26 protein-coding genes are annotated in these 25,568 nt (G+C 70.7%); 12 read left to right on the top strand and 14 right to left on the bottom strand.

Annotation, left to right across the window (positions count from 1 at the left end; translation table 11 throughout):
• Positions 1-42: 42 nt before the first annotated feature.
• The 12 genes from AB6A69_RS04635 to AB6A69_RS04580 form a co-directional block, all read right to left on the bottom strand.
• Entirely contained in the window at positions 43-642 is a 600-nt protein-coding gene (locus AB6A69_RS04635) for a YeeE/YedE thiosulfate transporter family protein (protein ID WP_371036908.1), read from the bottom strand.
• A gap of 3 nt (positions 643-645) precedes the next feature.
• Entirely contained in the window at positions 646-1,197 is a 552-nt protein-coding gene (locus AB6A69_RS04630) for a YeeE/YedE thiosulfate transporter family protein (protein ID WP_371056092.1), read from the bottom strand.
• A 79-nt stretch (positions 1,198-1,276) separates the two neighbouring features.
• Positions 1,277-2,548, bottom strand: coding sequence for a VWA domain-containing protein (locus tag AB6A69_RS04625; protein ID WP_371059906.1), 1,272 nt, complete (start codon positions 2,546-2,548; stop codon positions 1,277-1,279).
• Between the two features lie 138 nt (positions 2,549-2,686).
• Positions 2,687-3,595: an AAA family ATPase gene (locus AB6A69_RS04620; RefSeq protein WP_371059905.1), complete on the bottom strand. Its 909-nt coding sequence runs from the start codon at positions 3,593-3,595 to the stop codon at positions 2,687-2,689.
• A gap of 59 nt (positions 3,596-3,654) precedes the next feature.
• The gene (locus tag AB6A69_RS04615; RefSeq protein ID WP_371036912.1) at positions 3,655-4,239 is read right to left on the bottom strand and encodes a hypothetical protein; all 585 of its coding nucleotides are present in this window, start codon (positions 4,237-4,239) and stop codon (positions 3,655-3,657) included.
• A gap of 19 nt (positions 4,240-4,258) precedes the next feature.
• A complete protein-coding gene (locus AB6A69_RS04610) occupies positions 4,259-5,236 on the bottom strand; it encodes a glycosyltransferase family 2 protein (RefSeq protein WP_371059904.1) in 978 nt (325 codons plus the stop codon).
• 94 nt (positions 5,237-5,330) lie between these two features.
• Positions 5,331-7,622, bottom strand: coding sequence for a glycosyltransferase family 2 protein (locus AB6A69_RS04605; RefSeq protein WP_371059903.1), 2,292 nt, complete (start codon positions 7,620-7,622; stop codon positions 5,331-5,333).
• 25 nt (positions 7,623-7,647) lie between these two features.
• Positions 7,648-8,592 (bottom strand): hypothetical protein, encoded by a 945-nt coding sequence (locus tag AB6A69_RS04600; protein WP_371059902.1) that lies wholly within the window; start codon positions 8,590-8,592, stop codon positions 7,648-7,650.
• A gap of 13 nt (positions 8,593-8,605) precedes the next feature.
• Complete coding sequence (locus AB6A69_RS04595) at positions 8,606-10,210, bottom strand: hypothetical protein (protein WP_371059901.1); 1,605 nt, start codon at positions 10,208-10,210, stop codon at positions 8,606-8,608.
• 3 nt (positions 10,211-10,213) lie between these two features.
• Entirely contained in the window at positions 10,214-11,149 is a 936-nt protein-coding gene (locus AB6A69_RS04590) for a phosphoadenosine phosphosulfate reductase (RefSeq protein WP_371059900.1), read from the bottom strand.
• Positions 11,150-11,153: 4 nt separating this feature from the next.
• Positions 11,154-11,903 carry a cyclopropane-fatty-acyl-phospholipid synthase family protein gene (locus AB6A69_RS04585; protein ID WP_371059899.1) on the bottom strand — a complete coding sequence of 250 codons (750 nt, stop codon included), beginning with the start codon at positions 11,901-11,903 and terminating at the stop codon, positions 11,154-11,156.
• Positions 11,900-12,925: a hypothetical protein gene (locus tag AB6A69_RS04580; RefSeq protein WP_371059898.1), complete on the bottom strand. Its 1,026-nt coding sequence runs from the start codon at positions 12,923-12,925 to the stop codon at positions 11,900-11,902. Before AB6A69_RS04580 ends, AB6A69_RS04585 begins: the two co-directional genes overlap by 4 nt.
• A gap of 247 nt (positions 12,926-13,172) precedes the next feature.
• Between AB6A69_RS04580 and AB6A69_RS04575 the strand changes: the two genes are divergently transcribed.
• The 5 genes from AB6A69_RS04575 (at position 13,173) to AB6A69_RS04555 (ending at position 18,530) form a co-directional block, all read left to right on the top strand.
• A complete protein-coding gene (locus tag AB6A69_RS04575) occupies positions 13,173-14,120 on the top strand; it encodes a phosphoadenosine phosphosulfate reductase (RefSeq protein WP_371059897.1) in 948 nt (315 codons plus the stop codon).
• Positions 14,121-14,175: 55 nt separating this feature from the next.
• On the top strand, positions 14,176-15,213 hold the full coding sequence (gene pyrC / locus AB6A69_RS04570) for a dihydroorotase (RefSeq protein ID WP_371059896.1): 1,038 nt from the start codon (positions 14,176-14,178) through the stop codon (positions 15,211-15,213).
• A gap of 103 nt (positions 15,214-15,316) precedes the next feature.
• Positions 15,317-16,021, top strand: coding sequence for an orotate phosphoribosyltransferase (locus tag AB6A69_RS04565; protein WP_371059895.1), 705 nt, complete (start codon positions 15,317-15,319; stop codon positions 16,019-16,021).
• Positions 16,022-16,164: 143 nt separating this feature from the next.
• Positions 16,165-17,658 (top strand): replicative DNA helicase, encoded by a 1,494-nt coding sequence (locus tag AB6A69_RS04560; protein WP_371059894.1) that lies wholly within the window; start codon positions 16,165-16,167, stop codon positions 17,656-17,658.
• 74 nt (positions 17,659-17,732) lie between these two features.
• Complete coding sequence (locus AB6A69_RS04555; protein ID WP_371036924.1) at positions 17,733-18,530, top strand: DUF1194 domain-containing protein; 798 nt, start codon at positions 17,733-17,735, stop codon at positions 18,528-18,530.
• Here the strand turns inward: AB6A69_RS04555 and AB6A69_RS04550 are convergent.
• Complete coding sequence (locus tag AB6A69_RS04550; protein ID WP_371059893.1) at positions 18,512-19,033, bottom strand: histidine phosphatase family protein; 522 nt, start codon at positions 19,031-19,033, stop codon at positions 18,512-18,514. The two genes, AB6A69_RS04555 and AB6A69_RS04550, sit on opposite strands and share 19 nt — an antisense overlap.
• On the bottom strand, positions 19,024-19,806 hold the full coding sequence (locus tag AB6A69_RS04545; protein ID WP_371059892.1) for an adenosylcobinamide-GDP ribazoletransferase: 783 nt from the start codon (positions 19,804-19,806) through the stop codon (positions 19,024-19,026). The genes AB6A69_RS04550 and AB6A69_RS04545 overlap by 10 nt, the downstream gene beginning before the upstream one ends.
• Positions 19,807-19,909: 103 nt before the next feature.
• Here AB6A69_RS04545 and alr point away from each other — a divergent pair, with 103 nt between their 5' ends.
• From alr to AB6A69_RS04510, 7 genes are all read left to right on the top strand, one after another.
• The gene (gene alr / locus AB6A69_RS04540) at positions 19,910-20,947 is read left to right on the top strand and encodes an alanine racemase (RefSeq protein WP_371059891.1); all 1,038 of its coding nucleotides are present in this window, start codon (positions 19,910-19,912) and stop codon (positions 20,945-20,947) included.
• Positions 20,944-21,726, top strand: a complete 783-nt coding sequence (locus AB6A69_RS04535; protein ID WP_371059890.1) for an MlaE family ABC transporter permease — start codon at positions 20,944-20,946, stop codon at positions 21,724-21,726. The genes alr and AB6A69_RS04535 overlap by 4 nt, the downstream gene beginning before the upstream one ends.
• Complete coding sequence (locus AB6A69_RS04530) at positions 21,723-22,469, top strand: ABC transporter ATP-binding protein (protein WP_371056109.1); 747 nt, start codon at positions 21,723-21,725, stop codon at positions 22,467-22,469. The genes AB6A69_RS04535 and AB6A69_RS04530 overlap by 4 nt, the downstream gene beginning before the upstream one ends.
• A 67-nt stretch (positions 22,470-22,536) precedes the next feature.
• On the top strand, positions 22,537-22,923 hold the full coding sequence (locus tag AB6A69_RS04525) for a hypothetical protein (protein WP_371059889.1): 387 nt from the start codon (positions 22,537-22,539) through the stop codon (positions 22,921-22,923).
• A gap of 46 nt (positions 22,924-22,969) precedes the next feature.
• Positions 22,970-23,416, top strand: a complete 447-nt coding sequence (locus AB6A69_RS04520; RefSeq protein ID WP_371036930.1) for a paraquat-inducible protein A — start codon at positions 22,970-22,972, stop codon at positions 23,414-23,416.
• 47 nt (positions 23,417-23,463) lie between these two features.
• Complete coding sequence (gene radA, locus AB6A69_RS04515) at positions 23,464-24,822, top strand: DNA repair protein RadA (protein WP_371036931.1); 1,359 nt, start codon at positions 23,464-23,466, stop codon at positions 24,820-24,822.
• Between the two features lie 29 nt (positions 24,823-24,851).
• Entirely contained in the window at positions 24,852-25,412 is a 561-nt protein-coding gene (locus AB6A69_RS04510; RefSeq protein WP_371036932.1) for a CvpA family protein, read from the top strand.
• The last annotated feature ends 156 nt before the right edge of the window (positions 25,413-25,568 follow it).

The following is a 25,568-nucleotide window of genomic DNA, read 5'->3' as shown; positions in this document are numbered from 1 at the left end:
GCGCGGCCCCTGTCGGTCAGGCCGGTGCCTGCGCGGCGCCGGTCACTCCGCCGGCACGCTCTCTCCGGCCTGCCGGCCCTCGCCCAGAGGGCGGTCGGGCAGCACGAAGGCCACCGCGACGAAGGCGAGGCCGAGCACGATGCCGAGCACGTCGCCCGGCAAGCCGGTCACGCCCGCGTAGCCCGAGCCCGGAACGGTCCCGAGGGTCACCTTGCCCCCGAAGATGTCGTCCAGAAGCCCGTTGGCCTGCCACCACGGGTAGCTCACCATGTAGGCGGCGGCGCCGAGCAGGCCGCCGGCGATGAAGAAGAGCGCGTCCTTGCGCCCCGTCGCCGCGGCGGCGACGCCCGTGCCCGGGCAGAAGCCCGAGGCGGCCCAGCCCGCGCCGAGCAGCACCCCGCCGATGAAGACACCGGCATAGGCGGCCTTCACCGACATGTGGCCGACATCGACGAGGCCCAGCATCTGCCCGCCGAACATCAGCACCGAGCCTGTGCCGATGGCGAGCAGGATGGTCTTCATCAGGTGCAGGTGCTTCAGGCTCAGCATGCGCCAGATCCAGTCGGGGTTGGTGGCCCCGATCCGGTCGAGGGTGAAGCCGAACGCGGCTCCGATCGCGATCGCGAGAATGATGCTTGTCATGGGTCAGGCCTCCCGCTTGTACATCATGAGTGCCACCGGCACGGCGGCGGCGAAGGCGCCGAGGGCGAAGATGTAGCCCGACAAGGCGGTCTGCATCATGCCGGACATCATGTGCCCCGACGTGCAGCCCCCCGCGAGGCGCGCGCCGTAGAGCACGACGAAGCCGCCCGCGAAGGCCACGGCGTAGCGCTTCCACGCGCCGTCGCCGAAATTCGCGCGCCAGAGCGCGGGCGCGCTCCGCTCCTCCCGTGGCACCCAGCCCCGCGCCATGGCCGACAGGAAGGCGCCGAGCGCCATGGCAAGGACGAACACAAAGCTGTAGTTCAGCGGGTTGGCCGCGTTCGCCGCGTATTTCCCGCCCGACTTGGCGAGATAGGCGTTGGACGAGGTGTAGCCCTCCGCCGTCTGCTCGATGAGCGACGGGTTGAAGGCGCTGCCGACGATGCCGTCGAGAATCACGAACTGCGTCGAGACCCCGATGGGCTTCACCAGAAGCACCGCGAGGAAGAACACGAAGCCCAGCAGGACCCCGCCCGTTTTCCAGTTGAGTGGCATGACATTTCCCTTTCGCCGGTTGCGAAACACATTCCTTATTTGGAATACGGCTTCGCGCCCGCAAGGGCCTTGATGCAGATCAAGCCGCTCCTGGGGCGAGAGCAGACATGAGCCGCGCCCGCTCTCCGGCATCCTCGGGGGCGCAAAGCGCGGCGGCGAGCTCCTCGAGGGTGGCGATGGAATGGCCCGCGCGCATGCTGTCCACATGGGGCAGCATGGCGCGGATCCCCTGCGCCTTCGGCGCGAACTCTCCGAAGCGCAGGAGAGGGTTCACCCAGACGAGCCGGCGCGCCGTGAGCCTGAGCCGCTCCATCTCACGCTCGAGCCGCTCCGGGTCGCCGCGCTCCAGCCCGTCGGTGATCAGCAGCACCACCGCGCCCTGGCCCATCACGCGCCGCGACCAGTCGCGGTTGAAGGCGTGCAGGCAGTCGCCGATGCGCGTGCCGCCCTCCCAGTCCTGCGCCTCCGCCCCCGCGGCGGCGAGCGCGGCGTCCACGTCCCGCGCGCGCAGGTGGCGCGTGATGTTGGTGAGCCGCGTGCCGAAGGTGAAGGCGTGCACCTCCGACCAGCCCGCGCCCTTGCGGTTGGAGACCGAGTGGAGGAAATGCAGGATCACCCGGCTGTACTGGCTCATGGAACCCGAGATGTCGCAGAGCGCCACGAGGTTCGGCCAGCGGGGCCTCGGCCTTGCGTGGTGAAGGCGCTGCATCTCGCCGCCGGTGCGGATCGCCGCGCGCAGCGTCCTGCGCCGGTCGATGGCGCGGCCGGACGGCGCGCCCACGGCGCGGCGCGAGGGGATCGGGCGGACGGGCAGCGTCAAGCCCGCGAGGATCCGCCGCGCCCTGGCGATCTCGTCGGCGCTCATCTGCTCGAAATCCAGCATGCGCAGCCGTTCCTCGGCGGACATGGTGAGCGAGGCGTCGATCTCGAACTCGGTCTCGCCCTCCTCCTTTTCCTCGCGCTGCGGCGTCGCCGGCGGCTCGGCGCCGTGAAGGAGCGCCTCGGCGGCGCGCTTCTCGGCGGCCTCGGCCTGCCGCTCCTCGGCGACACCGCGCAAAGCGGGAAGCATCATCGCCATCATGTGCTCCATGAAGCGCGGATCGCGCCAGAACAGCCGGAAGACCTGCGCAAAGACACGCCGCTCCTCTGGACGGGAGACGAAGCACGCCTCGAGCACGTGATAGAAGTCGCGCCGGTCGGTGAAGCCCGCCGCCTCCACCGCGCGGGTCGCATCGGCCACGCGGCCCGTACCCACCCGCAGTCCCGCCTTGCGGAGCGCGCGGGCGAAATGCACGAGGTTCGCCACCAGCCGGGGATGCTCGGGCAGTTCGAGAGGCACGTGTTCGGGCATCGGCGACCTAGAGGACCGGCCGACGGACCGGGGGCGCTGCCCCCGGACCCCCGGAGTATTTTCCGCCAAGAAGAAGACGGGGGCGGGGCGATCCGGGGCGGCGCCCCCGCGGGCGTGTGCGCCGGGCCGCGGGCGCGCTCATGCCGGCGCCAGTTCCGCGCGGGCTTCGTCGAGGATGCGCCTGGCCTCCGAGCCCTGCAGTTTCGCGATGTCGTCCTGGTATTTCAGGATCGCGCCGAGCGTGTCCGCGATCACCTGCGGCGAGAGCTCGATCATGTCGAGCGCGAGCAGGCATTTCGCCCAGTCGATGGTCTCGGCCACCCCCGGTTTCTTGAAGAGATCCTCGGTCCGCAGGCGCTGGACGAAAGCCACGACCTCGCGCGAGAGCGCCTCGGACGCCTCGGGCACGCGCTCGCCCAGGATCGCCAGCTCGCGGTCGAAATCCGGGTAATCCACCCAGTGGTAGAGGCAGCGGCGCTTGAGCGCGTCGTGCACCTCTCGCGTGCGGTTGGAGGTGATGACCGTGATCGGCGGGGCAGGCGCGCGCACGGTGCCGAGCTCGGGGATGGTGACCTGGAAATCGGAAAGCGCCTCGAGCAGGAAGGCCTCGAAGGGCGCGTCGGTGCGGTCGAGCTCGTCGATGAGCAGGACCGGCGGCCCGCCATCCTGCGGCGACATCGCCTCGAGAAGCGGGCGGCGGATCAGGAACCGCTCGGAGAAGAGCTCGTCGGTGAGCGTCTCGCGGTCGGTTCCCTCCACCGCCTCGGCGGTACGGATCGCGACCATCTGGGCGGGAAAGTTCCATTCGTAGACGGCCGAGGCCGCGTCGAGCCCCTCGTAGCACTGGAGCCGGATGAGCCTGCGGCCCAGCGCGGCGGAGAGCGCCTTGGCGATCTCGGTCTTGCCGACGCCGGCCTCGCCCTCGAGAAAGAGCGGCCGGCCGAGGCGCAGGGACAGGAACACCACCGTCGCCAGCGCGCGCCCGCAGACATAGCCTTCGCCCGCGAGCAGCCGCTCCACGTCGTCGATCGAACCCGGCATCGCCATGGCATGTCCTCCTCATTGCCCAAGAGGGCACGGGGCGCGGCGCGGGTCAAGCGGCCGGCCTAGTTCGCCTTCGCGAAGGCGCCGGCGATGACGGAGAAGCCCTCGCGCGGCAGCGCACGGGGCTCGACCTCGAAGCGGGCCATGCGGCCCCGCGTCTCCGCGACGTCGAGGAAGCGCTCGATGGCGTGATAGGCGCGCCGGTTCACGTAGTCGTCGAAGAGCAGCGTCAGCGGCCTTGTCGTCAGCAGCATCGTCGTCAGCGCGCAGGCGAGGCGGAATCGCCCGTCGATCAGCACGAGATCGGGCTGCACGAAGTCGGGTCGCTCCCAGACCGAGACCGGGTAGCGATGGTAGCGGCGAAAGCCCGCGCCGTCGGCGGGCCGGCCCCACTTGCCTGTCGGGCCGATATCCACGTGGTGCAGGCGGACCGTCGCGGGGTATTCACCCGCCTCGAGCACCGCCTGCATGCTCTCTGCCCAGGCCTTGTCGCTTTCGACGGAAAACACGGTCTTGCCCGGCATCCCGGCGGCGAGGATCGTGGAGCCGCCGCTGCCGTATTCGAGGATCACCCGTGCCGCGGCATAGCGTTCGCGCACCCAGTCGGCCACACGCGGCGGAAAGGTGAGAACCGGCGGCGCGATCATCCCGGCGGACCGTCGCGGCTCAGGCGGCGCGGCGGCGGCGCGCGCCCAGCGCCGAGGTCAGCACGTCGAGTTCCGGATCCATCCGCATCGAGGCGGCCTTGCGCCGGTGCCAGTCGAGCGCGCGGGCGTGGAGTTCGGCGAGGACCGGATCGGCGTGCAGTTCCGTGCGGATCGCTTCCGTCGCGGCGTCGTAGCGCGCGATGCTGGTGTCGGGCGCCTCGTTCAGATCGAAACGGTCCCAGTACTCGACACCGAGCACGTGGTGGGAGTGGTTGGCACGGCCGCGCGCCCGCTTGACGAGGAAGCTGTCCATGGAGCGCAGCGCGTAGTGGTTGACCTGGGCGAGATCGAAGACGGGCGGGTTGCCGGTGCGGGTGCCGCCGACATGGTAGCGCGCGCCGCCCGGGAGCACCGCGATCTCCTCTCCGCGGCGATCCTTCGGCATCACCGGCGCGTGAAGGCCCATGCGGCCGAACTTTTCCTGGTTGGTGAAGATCGACTTCACGAACTTGCCGGTGTCGGGCCGCGAAACCGGGTCGTGGGGCAGTTCGGCCATGCGGAACTGGCCGGTCACCGGCGCGTCGGCGATCCGCTCGATCCCGGCGGAGCCGAAAATGCGCCACGGCACCGAGATCACGTCGGCCCCGACGCCCGAGCCCTCGACCAGCGCCCGCACCGACCCGTCGCCCATGTGGATGTTCAGAAACTCGTCCACGTCGCAGACGAAGACCCAGCGCGCTTCCTGCACCTCCTTGTAGTGGCGCGCCTGACGCAGCGCGCTGCGGTGGATGCCGCCGGTGCGGATCGCGGTCGGATGGTGGCGCACCAGCCCCATCGCCTCGAGCCGTTGCAGGATCTCGACGGTGGTATCGGCGCAGTCGTTGGTGCAGACGACGACCCGGTCGAAGCCCAGCGCACGGTAATGGGCCATCCATTCGAGTATGTAGGGGCCCTCGTTCTTCATGGTCGAGACGACCGTGTAGAGGTCTCTGCTCATGCCATCTGCCCGGGCGGCCCTTCTGTTTTCCGTTCAGCCTGCCGTTAACCAGATTAGCACCCCAGAGCTTGCGGAACAACGCCGGAGCGACGCTTCATGTAGAAGTATGGCGTTTCGGCACGGTGAAGAAGAAATCTTCCGGCATCGTCCCGTTCAGCACGGCGTCGGGGATCGCGTCGGGCCCGGCGAGGAAGACGCCCGCGCCGAAATGGCGGTGCAGGCGCGAAAGCCTGCGCAGGCGTGCCCCGGTGAGGGCGGCATAAAGCGCGGCGTAGTCCTCGCGCGTCTTCAGCTCCGCGATCTTGCGGCGATGGCGCGCCACCGAACGGGCGTGGGCGTCGCGGATCTCCGGGTCTTCCATCAGGCGCGCGAATTCCGCCTCGGCCATGGGAAGCCGCGCCTGGATCGAGCGATCCTCCTCGGCGTTGTTGTTCATGCGGAACCAGTAGGCGAGGCCCTGGTCGCGATCGACGTGGTTCACCCGGCCCCGCTCGCGCTTGACGAGGAAGCTCTCCGCCGAGCGCACCGCGTAGTGGTTGAGCGTCACGAGATCGTAGCCCACGGTCTCGGCGGTGGAACGCCAGGCGTTGCGCCACTCCGTCTCGGGCACGGGACGCCCCGAGCCGTTCACCCAGTCGATCTGGTCGACCAGCTGCGGGCGCAGTCCCTTCGGCCGGTGGACGCCGAGCTTCTTGAAGATGCCGAGATTGCGGAAAAGCGTCTTGAACCCCCAGGCCTGGTGCGGCTTGCGCGTCATCACGGGGGCGCAGCGGGTGAAGCGGCGGGTGATGAACTCGTCGCGGAACCCGGTCACGTCGGCGTTGCCGAAAAGCCGCCAGGTCATGGAGATCAGGTTGGCCCGGGGAACGGCGGCGAAGAGATCCTCGAGACGGCCCCCGCCCACATGGACGTTGATGAACTCGTCGACGTCCATGCAGACGATCCAGCCCGCGCCCCGGACCACGGGCTCGGCCTCCGCGGCGGCCAGGGCGGCGTGCTGGGGCTTCAGCCCGGTGCCACGGAACGGGTTCTCGCGGTGCTGGACGAGACCCTTGCGCTGGAGAAGCTCGAGCAGGGTGTCGGTGCCGTCGGTGCAGTCGTTGGTGTAGACGAGGAAATCGTCCACCCCGATGGCGCGGTGATAGGCCAGCCATTCGAGGATGAAGGGCCCCTCGTTCTTCATCGTCGTCACGGCGACCACCCGGTCGCCTTGCGCCTCGGGCGGCGTCGGGTCGATGGCCGGCATCCGCAGGGGGCGGGCGCCGAGTTCCTCCGCGATGCCGAGCAACGCGGGCGCCTCCACGAGGCTGGATTTCGGCACCAGGCGCGAGACCTTGGCCGCCTCCTTGCCCGTCTCTCCGTATCGCACGGCCATGCACCGGTAGAAACCGAGATAGGTCATCGGCACGGCCGCGCCCACGACCCGGATCATGCGCCACACCGCGTCCCATGGCGCGACGTCCGGCGCGATGCACCAGCGCCGGTGGCGGCTGGTGTCGTCGAAGCGCAGGCAGGTATGATCGCCATGCCCTGCACGGGCGCCCTTGCGCAGGCCCCAAGGATAGGCGCGCCGGCCGAGCAGAAGCACCGTCCCCTGCGGCGCCGCCACGGCCTGGTCGAAAAGCGTGGCCTCCGCCGGGACCGCCGGCGCCCCCTTCAGACGGCCGAGCGCCCCCGGCATCGCCGGCACGAGATCGGTGACGTCGAGCGCGGCCACCGCCCGCGCCCGCGCGAGAAAGCGCCAGCGGACCAGTTCGTGGAAGGATTGCAGGCCGAGCGCGGAACGCCACGGATCGGGCGCGGGCGGCGTCATGCGATCCTTGCCCGGCGCGTCGGGCGCGTGGAAGGGATGCGCCTCGGCGCCGAGCCCCGGCTTGCCGAGCGGGATCGGCGCGCGCAGGAGGACGACCACGAGATCGTCGCACCCGGCCTCCGCCAGCCTTTCGCGCAAGGCTCCGGCGAAGACGGCCGCCTCTTCGGGCGGCGCGCGGTCGAGGATCACCGCGCCGCCGGCCCCGTGCACCCGGCGGTGCCATCCCAGCCAGTCGCCCACGGCGGCGGGCGATTCCCCGTTGCGCTCTCCGAGCAGGCAGTTGCGGCCGGAGAAGAGCGCGGTTTCCGGCGCGACCGGGGACAGCGCGCCCGGGTCCGGGGCGAGGCGGGGAACCGGACCGGGGGCCAGCGTCACGACCTCCGCGCCGCCCAGCGTCCGGCGCTCGAGGATCCGCGCGGTGTCCGGACCGGCAAATTCCAGCGGCGCGGTGCCGGGCGCGGAAAACATGCGGAAGACGTCGCCGCCGGGGCTTTCGGGATCGGGCGCGATGCAGTCGAGCAGGTACCCGCCCGGCACGCGGCGCGCGCCCAGTTCGCGTTCCAGGACCGTCATCGCGTCCGCCGTTCCGCCGCCCGCCTCATGCGCTCAGCACCTTCACGCCCGGCATCCGGCGCAGGGCGGCGAGGTCGCGCTCGTAGCTGTCGGCGAGCCTGCGCACGAAATCCTCGTCCCATCCGGGCACCGAGATCACCTGGTAAAGCTGCTCGGGCGGCACGAACTTGTCGACATAGGCCTCGAACACGCCGGCGAGGAAGGCGGGATCGAGATTGTCCTTTGCCGCGAGGAACGTCTCGAGGCTTTGCAACGCCTCCGCGGGCAGCAGGTCGGCCAGGCCGTCGCAGAGCCCATCCGTCACGACCATCTCGGGAAGGCCCGCGGCGACATGCATCAGCACCGGCCAGGTGTAGGGCTGCTCCTCGCGGGACCAGACGACGACCGGCACGCCCGGGTTGGCCTCCACGAGGCGGCCGATCACCTCCGCCCAGCTCAGCGCCCGCGGGTCGGCCGAGGCGATCTCGGCGCGCAGCCGGGCCGTGGCGTCGGCCTGCGGGTCGCGGGCGAGCGCCGCGCTCACGAGGGCGAGCGGCTGCGCGACCGCGACCATCAGGGTGCAGGGGATCTCGCCGAACATCGCCCGCCACCAGGTCGGCCTCAGATGCGCGTCGGGCAGAAGCCGCCCATCCCCGAGCAGCCGGTCCGCCCCCCCGAGAAGGGTCGCGTCCGAGAAGAAGCCGTGGCGCGGCTCGTCCGGCAGCCGCAGCCGCTTCCAGATGTCGGACAGTTCCTCGCGGGGCGCCGCCGCGCCCTCCAGCCTTTCGGCGAGCGCCCGGAACTGGCGCCGGTAGTACCGCGGCAGCGGCACGTCGATCCCGAGCGCCTGCAGGAGGGCCGTGTTCCGGCGCAGCGCCGCAAGAAGCGGCACCTCCACCCCGTCGTCGGCGCCCACGAAAAGCGTCGCGCTGAAGCGCGCCGTCACCTCGCCATCCCCGCTTGCCGCCACCGGCCCTGTCGCGCCGTCCATGCCGCATGTCCCCTCAAAGCCGTTCGCCGTCCGCCCGGGCGGCGGCGAGCATGTCGTCGAGAGCCGGACGCGTGCGCCGGATCTCGTTGTCGATCCTGCGCGTATAGGGCACGTCGCGCAACTCGGGCATCGTGCGCTCCAGCATGAGGTCGTTGACGTGGAACGCGTCGCGGATCGGCGGGGGCAGCGAGATGAAGGCCTCGAGTATCGCCCTGTCCGCGCTCGGCGTGCCGTAGAAGTTCCGGTTCGTGGCGTAGAAAAGCGCGCCCTGCCCGTGGGTCCGGAAATGTTCCAGGCTCGCGAAATCGAGCGCGCGCCGCCGCGCGGGCTCCGGCAGTGTCCCGAGCCAGCCTGCATAGGCGTTCCTGAACCAGGGGTCGGTTTCCGCCCAGTCATGGCCGATCATCAGCATCCGGACGCCGATCGTGGTGCTGTGCGCCCGCCCGCGCGAGCGGTTGAATTCCGCGATGCCCTTTCGACGCCAGAGAACGGCCTTGGACAGGTCCGTGACGTTGCCGCGCAGCACCGTGCCGCCCGGGGGCAGCGCCTGGCGCACCTCGATCTCGGGCTTCTTCTCGCCCGGCCCGCCCGGCAGCAACCCAAGCGCGATGCGCTGGCGCGCGTTCATCCGCGCGGCGAAACGCTTCGATGTGCGAAGGCCCGTCTCCTCCACAACATCGATCCGGCGCAGCGCGATGCCGGCGCGCGTCGCAAGCTCGCCCGCGATGCGCATGTCCATCATGGTGTTGAAGTTGGTCCGATGCACGAAGGCAAGGTCGATCCGGTCGAGGAACGGGGCGCAGAACGCCAGCAGCAGCCGCGCGTCGGCGCCGCCCGTCAGCGGAAGCATGGCGGGCGTGATCGCCTCTGTCAGGGCGCCCAGAACCTGCCGGTGGCGCAGGACGGCGCGGTCGATCCGCTCTTCCACCGCATCGCGGTCGAGCGGACAGGTGAAATCGGCATCCGGTGCGGGCCAGTGCCGGTGCGCGACGAAAGGGCCAAGATCCAGAAAGTGGTTGCACATCAGGCGCTTCACGTGGCGATCGGGGGTATGCCCGAAGGCGAAGCGCCCGCCCGCGCCGGGCCCGGCGATGTCGAGCGCGGGATAGTCCGTGTTCGGCTCGACGGGCCTGTCGAGCGCCATGTAGAGCGTCGCGCCGACCAGGCGCGCGCGCGGCTCGTAGACCGCGCCCAGACAGCCGCTCGGATCGAGATAGAGCCGCGCGAGCGCCGGCGCGACGATGACGAAAGCGTAGCGCCCCCCGCAGGCCGAAAGTGCCTCGGCCAGTCGCGACGGGTCGCGCGCCCGCGCAAGGTGATCCGCGAGAACCGCATCGGTCACGAACCGCCCCGCCCCGTCCACCGCCTGCCCCATGAGCGCGACGTGCAGCCCGGCCTCCGGCAGCGCTGCGCGCGCCACCGGCAAGGCGGGCCCGTGGTGGAGGTGCCAGCGGCCGAGCGGAACATGGGAAAAACCGGGCAGATCGGCGTGGGGCGTTTCGGCCAGCACCCATTGCTGGCTGAAGCCGTCGCGGAAATTGTGGCCTTCCGCCTCGCAAAGCGCGACGGCCTGAAGGCGCAGGATGCGCGTGGCGGGGGCCGCGCCCTCCCTCGCCATGCGCTACCCCCCGCGCCGGCGCAGCTCGGCCTGCGCTGCGCGCATCGCCTTGCGGAAATGCGGCGCCCGGCGGCGCGCCAGGATCGCCTCGCAGTAGCGGATCACCAGGCGGGGGCGGTTGCGCGCCTCGATCCGGCGCAGAAGTTCCTTTTCGTAGCGCGGGTTGCCCCGTCGCGCGCGCATGTGGCGGTAGAACCGCAGGGGCGTCAGGCGGTTCTCGACGCAGTCCAGAACGACCGGCTTCAGGATGCCGAGCCTCAGCCAGAGCGAAGCGATCCTGTGGCCCATGTGCCGGCAGTAGAATTTCCTGACATTGCCGCCCTGGAAAAGCGCCGCGTGCATCGCGTCGAGCTGAGACGACGGGTCGAAGAAGAGATGCACCCGGCGCGCCGCCGCCGTCATCTCCGGCGCGAAGCCGTAGCGGCCGGTGAAATCGCGCCGCCAGACCCGGTGATAGCGCGTTTCCCAGCTTGCGACCTCCCGCGAAAGCGTGGCCTGCGGCGAGATCGCGATCACCGTGGCGCCGGGCGCTGCGGCCGAGAAGACGCAGGCCGCGTAGCCGCCCATCGACGCGCCGTAGAAGACCACGCGCTCGAAGCGGTCGAAGAACCCCGCGTCGCGGAGCCGGTCGAAGAAATCGAACACCGCCGCGTCGCGGTACCAGGTCCAGCCATGCGCCATGAGGCCCAGCATCGACCAGCCCTGCGCGTCGACGAAGCCGTAGCCCCAGGGCATCCGGTTGGCGGCGTTGTCGCGCACGTGGTCGAGGTTCTCGAAGGTGACGATCAGGGTGCCGCCCGCCTCCACGAAAAGCGCCGAGTGCTCCGACCCGATCTCCTCGTAGAAGCCGCGCTCCGCGCCGATCCGCGCCAGCGCCGCCCGCATCTCCGCGCGTGCCGCGGCCGGGGTGTCCGCCGGGGTCTCTAGCGCCTCGGACACGGGCTCAGCCGGCCTTCTCTATGAGCACGCGGCGGCGGTTGCCGCGCCGGTCGATCTCGCGCAGCGCGCCGAGATGGGCGAGCTCCGCGCACTGGGGCGCGAACCGGCCCTCGCGCAGGTCGAGAACGACGCGCCCGCCCGGCGCGACGTTGCGCTCGAAAAAGCGCATGTAGGCCGCGACCGGAAAGTGGAACCCGCAGGCCAGAAGGCTCACCGCGAGATCCACCTCGCCAAGGGCGTGCACGTCCTCCCGCTCCGGGTTGAGCGTGCGCACCCGCTCCGCCGGCACGCCGTTGCGGGTGAGGAACGCCCTTGCCCGGGCCAGGTCGGAGTAGGCCGCGCCCTCTTCGGCGAAACCGAAATGCCGGCGATCGTTCGCCTCGATGTCGATCAGGATCACCTCCGCGCCCGCCTCGCGCGCTGCGAAAAGGTCGAAGACGCCGTAGCCGCACCCGATATCGGCGACCCGGCGGGGCGCCGGGGCGCCGAGCGCGGCCATGAGCGCGCGGTATTCCGCGCCGATGTCCGCCACGACGCGGGCGGGGATGTCCGCGCCCTTCTCGGCCACCGCCGCCTCCAGCGGGGCGGCATCACCTTGCGTCCACGCCTTGACGAGGCGTCCGACGCGCTTCACGTCCCACAGCACCTCGGATCGCTGAAGCACGAATTTCAGGTGATCGTCGGGACCGAACATCGCGTAGTCGAGCGTGTCGGGCGCGATCGTCCCCGGGCCGGCAAGGGCGTCTGGCGTCATGTCCCCGATCCTTCCGCGGCCGCGTCGCGAAAGAGCTCGGTCGCGCCCTGCTCGATCCGCTCGCGGCACGCCTTCACGAAACGCTCGTCGACCGCGTGGCGGCGGCAGAGTTGACCGACGCTTTCCTCGCCCCGCAGCGCCGCAAGCCCGATCTCGGCGCGGAACGCGGGGTCGTCGCGCCGCGCGGCGGCGGGCCGCGCCTTGGGCGGGATGGGCGCCGAGCCCGGGTCGATCCCGTGCTTCGCGATGAGGCCCTCCATGTAGCTGCCCCGGCGCGGGCGGTTGCCCTCCTTCTCCTCGAGGCGCGGCTTCATGCGCCGGGCCCAGAAATGCACCCCCCGCGTCTCGGGGCCGAGGCGGGAGGGGATGTCGAACCGGCTCTGGATCATGTGGTTCCGGTGCTTGAAGGAGACCGGGTAGAACACGTTCTGCGGCCGGGCGTGGCCGATCTCCCCGGCCTCGCGCAGGAACCACGTGACGGCGGCCGGGCCGGTGAACCCCCAGTCCTGCTCGGTCATGTGCACGGGCGTCCCGGCATCGCGCGCGGCCTCCAGCTCCTGCCGCTGCCAGGGCTTGAGCCAGGGCGCGATGGCGTACTCGTCGCGGAAGAAGTCGAGCAAGCCGTTGAGCGTGGGCGAGTCCGGCGGCAGCCCCAGCACCGCGTTGCACACCAGCCCCTCCTTCTCCCATCCGAAGACGTGCGGCGTCTCGAAATCGAAGGGCCTGTGGCAGTACATGTCCGCGTCCACCCAGATCTTGCGCGTGTTGCGCAGGAGGTGAAGGCGCCAGAGATCGGCGTGGATCGCCGGGCTTCCGGTCCGGGCGTGGCGCAGCATCGGCTCGCCCGGAAAGATCTCGGCGGCGTTGCCGGGATGGACGCCGGGGGGCAGGTTGCCGACGGGCGCGTAGCTGTAAAGGGTCACGTGGTGGCCCGCGTCGGCAAAGGACTTCAGGCAGAGCTGCTCGAGCCAGGAGAGCCGCCCGCCGATCCAGAGGCTCGCAATTTCCGGGAGTGCCGCCATCCGCGCCCGTATACCGCCCTCTTCGCGCCTGCCATCGTGTCGAACCGCCGCCGCTCCGCGTGGCCTGCGCCGATCTGTCGGGCGCTTCCCCGCCTCTTGGCGTATAGTGCCGGAAGCGGCAGTCTGCGGCAACCGTCCGATTCGCGGCCCGGTCACGGCGCGGCGCGGATCGGCCCGCAATTTCGCCGCAAAACGGCACTACCCCCTCGGCCAGAGGCCGGCGACAGACCGACGAACGAGTGATCCGATGCCCGACGCCCCCCTGCGCGACACCGAGCTCCTGAGCGGCCTCGACAGGCCGGAATGGCTCAGGCAGTTCGCGGCGATCACCCGCGCGAACGGGCATTTCCAGGTGCTCGATACGCGCCACCTGGCCGCCTACGTCGATCATGGCGCGACGCTTCTCGTCACCTTCGAGACGCTCGAGGGCATCCGCGCGCTCTCCGAACGCCACGAGCCGCTTGGCTGGGATTTCGTGCGCGCGGATGGCTGGTCGCATCTCGCGATCATCAGCGACGGCGATACATGGTTCCGGTCCCAGGGCGTCTACGATTACGTCGACACGCTGATCGACGAGGCCTTCTTCGACGATTTCGAGCGCGTTGTCGTCTACGGGGCCGGCCCATGCGGTTACGCCGCGGCAGCCTTCTCGGTCGCGGCGCCCGGTTCGGTGATCCTCGCCGTCCAGCCCCAGGCGACGCTCGACCCCGAGATTGCCGGCTGGGACGACCGCTTCGTCGAGATGCGACGGACCGATTTCACCGACCGCTTCGGCTTCGCGCCCCGGATGGCCGAGGGTGCCGAGGAGGTGTTCCTGATCTACGACCCCTTCGAGCGGCTCGACGCGATGCACGCGGCGCTTTTCCAGTCGGACCAGGTCGCGCGCCTCAAGATGCGCCACATGGGCGATGCATTGCAGACCGATCTCATGGAGATGCGGCTTCTGACCCCGCTGCTGCGGGCCGCCGCCGACGGCGCGCTCGACGCGAGCCTTTTCCACGAATTGCTGCGCGCGCGGCGCGAGCATCTGCCCTACCTGCGCCGGCTTCTCGCCAAGCTCACCCAGGACCGCCGCGACGGCCTCGCGCGGCGGCTTTGCGCCAACGTGACCGCGCGGCTGAACGCGCCGCGTTTCGCCCGGCGCCTCGAAGCGCTGGAGGCGGCCGCCACGGCGGAGAAGGTGGGCGCCGACTGAGCCGCGGGCCGCGGGCTCTGGCGCGCCGCGGCGGGATTGTGTAAGCGCCGCACCCATGACCGAAACGCTGACGCTTCGCCGGCCCGACGACTGGCACCTCCACCTGCGCGACGGCGCGGTGCTGCGCGCCGTGCTGCCGGAAACCGCGCGCCACTTCGCCCGGGCGATCGTGATGCCGAACCTCGTGCCGCCGGTGATGACGGCGGCCGACGCGCGGGCCTACCGCGACCGGATCCTCGCCGCCCTGCCGGCGGACATGTCGTTCGAGCCGCTGATGACGCTCTACCTGACAGAGGACACAGATCCCGACGATGTGGTGAGCGCCCATGCCGAGGGCCTCGTGACCGCGGTGAAGCTCTACCCGGCCGGCGCCACCACGAACTCCGCCTCGGGGGTGCGCGATTTCGGGCGCGTAAGCGGGGTGCTAGAGCGCATGGCCGAGGCGGGCGTGCCGCTCTGCGTGCATGGCGAGGTGACCGATCCCGACATCGACATCTTCGACCGCGAGGCGGTCTTTATCGACCGCGTGCTCGACCCGATCCGTCGCGCGACGCCGGGCCTGCGGGTGATCATGGAGCACGTGACCACCGCCGACGCGGTCGATTACGTGACATCGGCCGCGCGTGACCTCGGCGCCACGATCACCACGCATCACCTCGTGATCAACCGCAACCACATCCTCGCCGGGGGCATCCGTCCCCATTACTACTGCCTGCCCGTGGCCAAGCGCGAGGCGCATCGCCGGGCGCTGCGTGCCGCGGCCACCTCCGGCGATCCCCGCTTCTTCCTGGGCACCGACAGCGCGCCCCACGTCGACGCGGCGAAGGAAACCGCCTGCGGCTGTGCCGGGATCTTCACCGCGACCAACACGCTTTCGATCCTCGCCCATGTCTTCGAGGAGGACGGGGCGCTGGACCGGCTGGAAGGATTCGCCTCCCTGCACGGCCCGGCCTTCTACGGGCTCGCGCCGAACGCGGACACGATAACGCTGAAGAAGGGCGCGCCCACCGCCTGTCCGGAAAGGATCGAGACGGCCGACGGCCCGGTGACGGTGTTCGACCCCGGTTTCGACCTGCACTGGCGGGTGGCATGAGCGCGCACACGTCTTTCAAGACGTGTGGCAAGGGGCTTCGAAGCCCCTTGCACGCCCCGCCCAGGCGCCGCCCCCGGACCGAAACGATGCGAGGAAACAGCCGATGATCCCCACCGCCGCCCCGCCCCGCGAAGAGATCGCGCGCCTCGCGGCGCGCATGCTGCTCGAGGTCCGGGCCGTCCATTTCAACGCGGAGGAGCCCTTCATCCTGGCCTCGGGCCTGCCTTCGCCCACCTACATCGACTGCCGCAAGCTGATCTCCTTTCCGCGGGTGCGCGCGGCGCTCATGGACTACCTCGCCGCGACCGTGCTGCGCGAGGCGGGCTTCGAGGCCTTCGACGTGGTCGCGGGCGGCGAGACGGCGGGCATTCCCTTCGCCGCGCTCATCGCCGAGCGGCTGGCGCTGCCCATGGCCTATGTCCGCAAGAAGCCCAAGGGGTATGGCCGCAACGCCCGCATCGAGGGGGTCGTGGCAGAGGGCGACCGGGTTCTGCTGGTCGAGGACCTGACCACCGACGGCGGCTCCAAGCTTTCCTTCGTCGACGCGATCCGCGAGACGGGGGCATCCTGCGCGCACACGGCCGTGATCTTCTCCTACGGGATCTTCCCGGAGACCGAGACGCGGCTGGCCGGGCACGGCGTACGGCTTCACGCGCTCACCACATGGCCCGACGTTCTGGCCGAGGCGCGCGCGCAGGGCGCCTTCGATCGCGCGACGCTCGACGAGGTCGAGTCGTTCCTGGCCGACCCCCGGGCGTGGCAGGCGGCACGGGCCGGCACCCCTCCGCCGCCCGAGAAGACATCCTGAACTTGCGATATCTTGTTGCGGCTTCCTGCCGATACGCAGGATGTTGAGAAATTTATTTCACAGGAAATCCACAGAAACATACAATTTGCCCGCGCGACGACGGCTCGCCTAGACAGGCCGCACACAAGAACAAGAGGGCAGTCATGACCGAACTCGCGGCGATCAATCCGACCGGGGCCGAGATCGAGGCCCCGGAAACCATGCCGCACTCGATCGAGGCCGAGCAGCAGCTTCTGGGCGCGATCCTGACCAACAACGACGTCTACGACCGCGTGGCCAACCTGATCGGCCCACAGCACTTCTACGAACCCGTGCACGCGCGGATCTTCGAGCTCGCCGCGGCGCGCATCGCCAAGAACAACCTCGCCTCGCCGGTCACGCTCAAGGCCTTCATGGAAGACGACGAGGGGCTGAAGGAGCTGGGCGGGCCGGCCTACCTCGCACGTCTCGCAGGCGCCGCCATCGCGGCCTTCGCGGTGCGCGACTACGCGCAGCTCATCTACGACCTGGCGGTGCGGCGCGAGCTCATCGCGCTTGGCCGCGACATCGCCGCGCGCGCCGCGCGGGTCGACGTGGCCGAGGAGCCGCGCGAGCAGATCGTGGTCGCGGAACAGGCGCTTTACAGCCTCGCCGAGCAGGGACAGGCGCAGTCGGGCTTCCAGTCCTTCCTGAGCGCGGTCACCGACGCGGTGAAGGTCGCCAACGCCGCCTACCAGCGCGAGGGAGGGCTGGCGGGGGTGTCCACCGGGCTTGCGGATCTCGACGCGAAGCTGGGCGGGCTGCACAAGTCGGACCTGCTGATCCTCGCGGGGCGGCCCTCCATGGGCAAGACCTCTCTCGCGACCAACATCGCCTTCAACATCGCCAGGGCCTACCGGCGCGGTGCGCTGTCGGACGGGACAGAGGGCGCGGTCGACGGCGGCGTGGTCGGCTTCTACAGCCTCGAGATGAGCGCCGAACAGCTCGCCGCGCGGGTGCTCTCGGAGGCGGCCGAGGTGCCCTCCGAGCAGATCCGCAAGGGCGACATGACCGAGGAGGAGTTCCGCCGCTTCGTCGAGGCGGCCAAGGCGCTCGAGGCCTGTCCGCTCTACATCGACGACACCCCGGCCCTGCCCATCGCGCAGCTCGCCGCGCGGGCGCGCAGGCTAAAGCGGACCCACGGGCTCGACGTGCTGATCGTGGACTATCTCCAGCTCGTGCGCGGCACCGGCCGCTCGGAGAACCGGGTGAACGAGATTTCCGAGATCACCCAGGGCCTCAAGGCCATCGCCAAGGAGCTCGACATCCCGGTGATCGCGCTCTCGCAGCTCTCGCGCCAGGTGGAGTCCCGGGAGGACAAGCGCCCGCAGCTGTCCGATCTGCGCGAATCGGGCTCGATCGAGCAGGACGCCGACGTGGTGATGTTCGTCTTCCGCGAGGAATACTACAAGGAGCGCGAAAAGCCGGGCGACCACGACCTCGAGGCGATGGCCCGCTGGCAGGAAGAGATGGAACGGCTGCACGGCCGCGCCGAGGTGGTCATCGGCAAGCAGCGCCACGGCCCCATCGGCACGGTGGAACTTGCCTTCGACGGCCGCTTCACCCGCTTCAGCAACCTCGCGAAGCCCTGGCAGCGCCCCGCCGGGGAGAATTTCTGAGCAAGGCACGCGATGCCGCGCGGCCGCACGGCGATGTGACTGGACAGACGCGCCACCCCTTGCGCCAATGGGCCATGCGGTTCGCAGCCCTCATCGCGCTTGCCCTCTGGCCCGCAGCCGCCGCGGCGTGGGAGCCGGACGGCGTGGAGGTGGACCTCGAACTCGTGCTCGCGGTGGACGTCTCGCGCTCGATGTCCCCCGAAGAGCTGGAAATCCAGCGCCGGGGCTATGCCGAGGCGCTGCGCTCGCCCGAGGTGATCGCCGCGATCGAGGGCGGGCTGATCGGGCGGATCGCGCTCACCTACGTCGAGTGGGCCGGGCAGTACGCCCAGCGCGGCGCCGTCGACTGGGCCCTGATCGACGGGGCGGCGGCCGCGGACGCCTTCGCGGACCGGATCGGCGCGCATCTCGAGCCCGCGATGCGGCGCACCTCGATCTCGGGGGCGCTGCTCTACTCCGCCACGCTTTTCGAGCGGAACGGCTTCGACGGGTTGCGGCGCGTGATCGACATCTCGGGCGACGGCCCCAACAACGAGGGCCGGCCCGTGCCCGCCGCGCGCGACTCCGTGCTCTCGCGCGGGATCACGATCAACGGGTTGCCGCTGATGACGCCGGAAGACCGGCTTCAGGTCTGGGACATCGCCGATCTCGACGCGTATTACGAGGCATGCGTGATCGGCGGGCCCGGTGCCTTCGTCATTCCCGTGGTGGGCTGGGACCAGTTCGCCGACGCGGTGCGCCGCAAGATGGTGCTGGAGATCGCGGGGACCGGGCCCGCGCGGTTGTGGCAGGCACAAGGCCGCGCAGACTACGACTGCCTCGTGGGCGAGAAGATCTGGGAACGCTACCGGCGTTACTGGGGCGAGCCCTGAAGAGCCACGAGCCCGCCGAAGGCCGGGCTTTCCTCCCACGCGCCGGGGATGCCATGCAGATGCCGCGCCGCCTTGATCGTCCCGGCATGGGTCACGACGAGCGTGCCGTCCCCGGGCGCCGCGGCCAGCGCCGCCGCCACCCGGTCGCGCAGCTCGGCCACGCTTTCCCCGCCATGGGGGCGCGCGTGCAGGAAATCCGCCGCCCAGGCATCGAGTTCGGCGCGCGGGATCGCGTCCCACGCCATCCCCTCCCAGCGGCCGAAATCCATCTCCGTCCAGAGCGCCGCGACCTCGACATCAAGGCCGCGCGCGGCGCCGATGCGCTCCGCGAGGCGGCGGCAGCGCGAAAGCGGGCTGGTGACGAGGTGGCGGATCCCGGGCAACGCGGCCAGCACCGCCTCTGCCTCCGCCTCGAAGCTTTCGGCCAGCGCGAGGTCGGTCCGCCCGTAGCAGGTGCCCGGCGCGACGGCCGGCGTCGTGTGGCGAAGCAGCGTCAGGCCCATGCCACGACCCCGAGAAGAAGCCCGAGCTCCGCCATCTGCTGCGTCGCGCCCAGACAGTCGCCGGTGTAGCCGCCAAGCTTGCGCAGGTAGAGCCGCGCGATCCCGCCCGCGAGAACGGCGCCCCCGAGAAGCCCCGCCGCCGCCGCACCCGGACCGAGCACGAGCGCCAGCGCGAGCGCCCAGGCCGCCGCCGTGGCCAGCGCCACCCGGTGGCCCACCGCGCTCACCGAAGGCGCGACGAACTTCGCGCCGTCGTCGCGGGCATAGTCGAACCGCGCCACCACCGCGACGGGCGCGTAGCGGCTGATCCCGTGGCCCAGAAGCAGCGCGCAGGCGGCCTCCGCCGGGGCGAGCGCCATCAGCGCCGCCGCCTTGAGGGCAAGCGTCAGCCCGAGCGCCAGCGCGCCGTAGCTGCCCAGCCGGCTGTCGCGCATGATCTCGAGCGCGCGCCAGGGCGTGACCCCGCCGCCCAGCCCGTCGGCCGCGTCGGCGAGCCCGTCCTCGTGAAAGCCGCCCGTAGCGAGGACGGTGGCCGCCATGGACAGAAGCACGGCGACGGGCCAGGGCAGCGCCGCGGCCGCCGCCAGCAGGACGGCGGCCCCGATCGCGCCCACCAGAAGCCCCACCGCGGGGTAGTAGCGCGTCGCACGCAGAAGCCGCGCGTCGGAAAACGGCAGGTCGCGCGGCACCGGAAGGCGGGTCAGGAACTGCACCGCCAGCGCGAACACGGCCAGCTCGTCCCGCCAGCCGCCGAAAGGGGATTCCCGCGTCATTGCGACGCTTTAGCCGCCCCTCGAGGGGTGGGCAAGCACCGCCGCGCGCGGCGACGGGGCCTTTTGCCTTGACCTCGCTCGCGGGCGTGCCAAACACGCTGACATGGCGCAGGCAAAGCTGACGATCGACCTCGACGCGCTGGTGGCGAACTGGCGCGCACTCGACGCCCTGACGCAGGGCGAAACCGCCGCCGTGGTGAAGGCCGACGGCTACGGGCTCGGTCTTGCGCAGGTCGCCCGCGCGCTGGCGCAGGCGGGGGCCCGCAGCTTCTTCGTCGCCATCGCCGAGGAGGGCGCGGCGCTGCGCCGCATCCTGGGCGAGGGGCCGGAGATCTTCGTCTTCGCCGGGCACATGGAGGGCGACACGGCGCTTCTGGCGGAGTTCTCGCTGGTGCCGATGCTGAACTCCATCGACCAGATGGTGCGCCATGTCGAAGGCCTGCCGGGCGCGCCCTTCGGCATCCAGCTCGACAGCGGAATGAACCGCCTCGGGATGGAGCCGGCCGAGTGGCAATCCCTGCGAGACGTGGCGCTGGAACTCGGCCCGCGCCTCGTGATGAGCCATCTCGCCTGCGCGGACGAGCCCGACCACCCGATGAACCGCGCGCAACTCGCCACCTTCCGCGAGATGACCGACGGCCTTTCCGCGCCACGCTCGCTCGCGGCGACGGGCGGTGTTCTGCTGGGACCGGACTACCATTTCGAGATGACGCGCCCCGGTATCGGCCTTTACGGCGGCGCGCCCTTCGACGATGCGCAGCACGTCGTCACGCTCGACGTGCCGGTGATCCAGACGCGCGAGATCGCGGCCGGGGAGACGGTCGGCTACGGCAACAGCTGGACGGCCGAGGCGCCCGCGCGCATCGCCACCATCTCGGCGGGCTACGCCGACGGTCTGCACCGCATCATGGGGCCGAAGATCAGCGTTCACGCCGACGGCGTGCCCTGCCCGGTGCGCGGGCGCATCTCGATGGACCTGATCGGGGTCGAGATCACCCATCTTGAGGAGGCCCCGGCGCATCTGCGGGTGCTGGGCGCGCATCAGGGGGTGGACGACCTGGCAGAGGCGGCGGGAACGATCGGATACGAGATCCTGACCGCGCTCGGCCCGCGCTACGTCCGGAGATATTCGCGCACATGAGCCCCACGGCACCCCTCGCCGCCATCGGGCGCACGGTGCTGTCCATGCTCGCCGCGGCCGGCGCGGTGACCTTCTACGCGGGCCGGGTCGTGGGACACCTCTTCCGCCCACCCTTCTACTTGCGCGAATTCCTGCATGCGGTCGTCCAGATCGGCTGGCTGTCGCTGCCCGTGGTCGGGCTGACCGCCGTCTTCACCGGCGGCGCGCTCGCGCTTCAGATCTACGCCGGCGGCTCGCGCTTCAACGCCGAGGCGGTGGTGCCGCAGATCGTGGCCATCGGCATCGTGCGCGAACTCGGCCCGGTGCTGGGCGGTCTGATGGTGGCCGCGCGTGTGGCATCCTCCATCGCGGCCGAGATCGGCACCATGAAGGTGACCGAGCAGATCGACGCGCTGGTGACGCTGTCGACCCACCCGTTGAAGTATCTCGCCGTGCCGCGCGTCCTGGCCGCAACGCTCTGCGTGCCCGTCCTCGTGGCGGTGGGCGATTCCATCGGGATCCTGGGCGGCTACCTCGTGGGCATCACGCGGCTGGAGTTCAACGCCGCGGTCTACCTGGAGAACACCGCGGACTTCCTCGAACGCTGGGACATCGTCTCGGGCCTCATCAAGGGCGCGGTGTTCGGGTTCATCGTCGCGCTCATGGGCTGCTATCACGGCATGACATCGGCGCGGGGCGCGCAGGGCGTGGGCCGGGCGACCAAGACGGCGGTCGTGTCCTCGAGCGTGCTGATCTTCGCCGCCAACTACATCCTGACCGAGCTTTTCTTCGCCGCATGATCGAGCTTACGGGCATCCACAAGGCCTTCGGCGAGAACCGCGTCCTGCGCGGCGTGGACCTGAGGGTGGAGACCGGGACCTCGATGGTCATCATCGGCGGCTCGGGTACCGGAAAATCCGTGCTGCTGAAGTGCATCCTAGGCCTCGTCGCGCCCGATGCCGGCGTCATCCGGCTCGACGGGAAGGACACGCGCGAGGGCGACCGCGACGCCTTTCTCGCGCGGTTCGGGATGCTCTTCCAGGGCGGCGCGCTCTTCGACTCGCTGCCCGTGTGGCAGAACGTGGCGTTCCGGCTGCTGCGCGGCTCGCTCCGGCGCCCACGCGACGAGGCGCGCCAGATCGCACTGGAAAAGCTGCGGCGCGTCGGGCTCGGCGAGACCGTGCTCGACAAGTACCCGGCCGAGCTTTCGGGTGGGATGCAGAAGCGCGTGGGACTGGCGCGCGCCATCGCGGCCGAGCCCGAGATCATCTTCTTCGACGAGCCCACGACCGGTCTCGATCCGATCATGGCCGGCGTCATCAACGATCTCGTCCGCGAGATCGTGACCGAGATGGGCGCCACCGCCATGACCATCACCCACGACATGACGAGCGTCCGGGCCATCGCGGACAACGTGGCGATGCTGCATGACGGGGTGATCCAATGGACGGGCCCGGCCACGGACATGGACGCATCGGGCGATCCCTACCTCGACCAGTTCATCAACGGCCGCGCCGAGGGCCCGATCGCCGCGGTGCGCTGATGCGCTGGCGCGCCGGGACGCGCGCCTCTATCTTCACGGGCAACGAGGAAAGCGAGCGGGGCATCGCATGACGGGCTTCGAGCCGAATTACACCGTGCTGAGCTTTCTCGCGCTCAAGCAGTTCGCCTACCTTCCGGCGATCCTCGCGCTCGCCGTGCTTCGCGCCATCGCGGCCGAGGGGCCCAGCCGGGCCTGGGCGGCGGCGGCGGGCCTTTTGTCCTGCGCGGGGATCTTCGCCCTATTCGGCCCCGCGGTGCTGGGCCTCTGGTCGGGGCCGGTGCACGCGGCCTCCAGCACGCTCGCGCGGGCGGGCGGCGGCATGGTGGTGCTTCTTGCCGCGACGGCGCCGCTGGGGCTCTCGGGCCTGGCCTGCGGCATGCGCTGGCGCTGGATCGACTGGGCGCACGGCCTTCTGGTCCTGGCCCTTCTGCTCCTCTGGCTTCTGACCCGTTAACGGGATGCACGCGGGCCACCGGATCGGGGCGTCGCGCGCCCGGCACATGACCGCCCTGCGCGTCGCAAATCTCGCGCTTCTGGTGCTTTACCCGGTGGCGTGGTTCGCGCCCCTGATGCGGGCGGGGCTGCTGCCGCTCTTCGGCATGTCGGAGATCAGCGTGATCTCGGGGCTGCAAAGCCTTTGGGGGAGCGACGTGGCGCTCGCGCTTCTCGTGACCTTCTTCGCGCTGCTCGCCCCCTACCTGAAGACCGCGGGCCTCGCGCTGGTGCAGTTCGGGCTGCTGGACATGCGCACCCTTCCGGCGCTTCAGATGCTGGGCAAGCTCGCCATGGCCGATGTCTTCCTGATCGCGATCTACGTCACGGTGGCCAAGGGCATCGGCGTCGGCCGGATCGAGACGGCCTGGGGCCTCTGGCTCTTCACCGGATGCATCCTCGCCTCGATCGTGATCGGGCACCTGACACAGCGGTCGCTGGCCCGCGCGGCGTGAGCGCACCCCGCTTGCGGCCGGGCGCGGGCTCGGGCAGGAAGAGCGCCATGGCCAAGCGCTCCGCCTCGTTCACCTGCACCGCCTGCGGCAACGTCACCTCGAAATGGGCCGGCCGCTGCGAGGCCTGCGGGGCGTGGAACACCATCGTGGAGGAGCGCCCGCGCGCCCCCGCGCCGGGCGGTGCCACGCCGCGAGGCCGGGCGCTGCCGCTCACCGACCTGTCCCATGCCGAACCGCCGCCGCCCCGCGCCGCAAGCCGGATCGGAGAGTTCGACAGGGTGCTGGGCGGCGGCCTCGTGCCCGGCTCGGCGGTGCTGGTGGGCGGCGATCCGGGCATCGGCAAGTCCACGCTGCTGTTGCAGGCCGCGGCGCGCTTCGCGCAGGAGGGGCTGCCCACCATCTACGTCTCGGGCGAGGAGGCGAGCGCGCAGGTGCGGCTGCGCGCCCGGCGCCTCGGGCTGGCCGACGCGCCGGTGCGGCTCGCGACCGAGACGCGCCTAGCCGACATCCTCGCGACGCTGGAGGCCGAGCGCCCCGGCCTTGCCGTGATCGACTCGATCCAGACCATGTGGTCCGACACCGTGGACAGCGCCCCCGGCTCGGTCACGCAGCTGCGCGCCGCGGCGCACGAGCTCGTCACCCTGGCCAAGCGCAGCGGCATCGCGGTGATCCTCGTGGGGCATGTCACCAAGGAGGGCCAGATCGCCGGGCCGCGCGTGCTCGAGCACATGGTCGACACGGTGCTCTATTTCGAGGGCGAGCGCGGACACCAGTTCCGCATCCTGCGCGCGGTGAAGAACCGCTTCGGCCCGGCCGACGAGATCGGCGTCTTCGAGATGACGGGCGGCGGGCTTGCCGAGGTCGCGAACCCGTCTGCGCTTTTCCTGTCCGAGCGCGGGCAGCCCGCGCCGGGGTCCGCGGTCTTCGCCGGGATCGAGGGCACGCGCCCGCTGCTGGTGGAGTTGCAGGCCCTCGTGGCCCCCACGCCCCACGCCCAGCCCCGGCGCACCGTGGTGGGCTGGGATGCGGGCCGCCTCGCCATGATCCTCGCCGTGCTCGAGGCACGCTGCGGCATTCCGTTCACCGGCCTCGACGTCTATCTCAACGTGGCCGGCGGCATGAAGATCGGCGAACCCGCCGCCGACCTCGCGGTCGCCGCGGCGCTTCTGTCGGCGCGGGAGGACGCGGCGCTGCCCGCCGACACGGTCGTTTTCGGCGAAATCAGCCTCTCCGGCGCGCTGCGCCCGGTGGGACAGACCGAAAACAGGTTGAAAGAGGCGCAGAAACTTGGTTTCACCGCGGCCATCGCGCCCGCGGGCGGCGCGCCCGCTGCGGCGGGCGGGCTGAAGCTCACGCAGATGGAGGGCCTCGCGGCCTTCGTGGGCGAGGTGTTCGGCGCCGGGTGAGGCGCGGCAGGAGCAGGACGGGCAGCGACATGGAAGGCTTCACGATCATCGACGGGGCGGTGGCGATCGTCATCGTGCTTTCTGCGCTTCTGGCCTATGCGCGCGGCTTCGTCCGCGAGACGCTGGCCATCGCGGGATGGGTCGCCGCGGCGTTCGTCGCCTTCATCTTCGCGCCGCAGGCGCAGCCGCTGGTCAAGGAGGTTCCGGTCCTCGGCTCCATGATCGCCGACAGCTGCGAGCTTTCGGTCATCGCGGCCTTCGCGGCCGTCTTCGCCGTGGTGCTCGTGATCGTGTCGCTTTTCACGCCGGTCTTCTCGTCGCTGGTGCAGCGTTCCGCGCTCGGCGGGCTGGATCAGGGGCTGGGCTTCCTGTTCGGGGTGGTGCGCGGCATCCTGCTCGTGGCCATCGCCTATTTCGTCTACGAGACGGTGGCCGCCGCGCAGGACATCGCGATGATCGACGACAGCCGCTCCGCGCGGGTCTTCGCGCAGATGACCGACGCCATCGAGCAGCGCAATCCGGAACAGGCGCTGGGCTGGGTCACCCGCCAGTACGAGCAACTTGTCGGGATCTGCGACGCCCCGGCCTGAGGCCACGCCGCGAGCGACGGGGCGAGAGCCCGGCCCGCCCTGACATGGCGAACCGCGGTCCTGCCGGGGAAACGGGCCGAACCCGCGCACCCGGCCCCTTTGCATCCGGTCGAACATGATCGTTTCGTGACACGCGCGTCACGATGCCTTAAGCAG

Source organism: Rhodosalinus sp. 5P4 (assembly GCF_041365695.1).
Lineage (GTDB): Bacteria > Pseudomonadota > Alphaproteobacteria > Rhodobacterales > Rhodobacteraceae > Rhodosalinus.
Note: the sequence above shows the minus strand (reverse complement) of the source record. Positions and strands in the feature narration are given on the sequence as shown.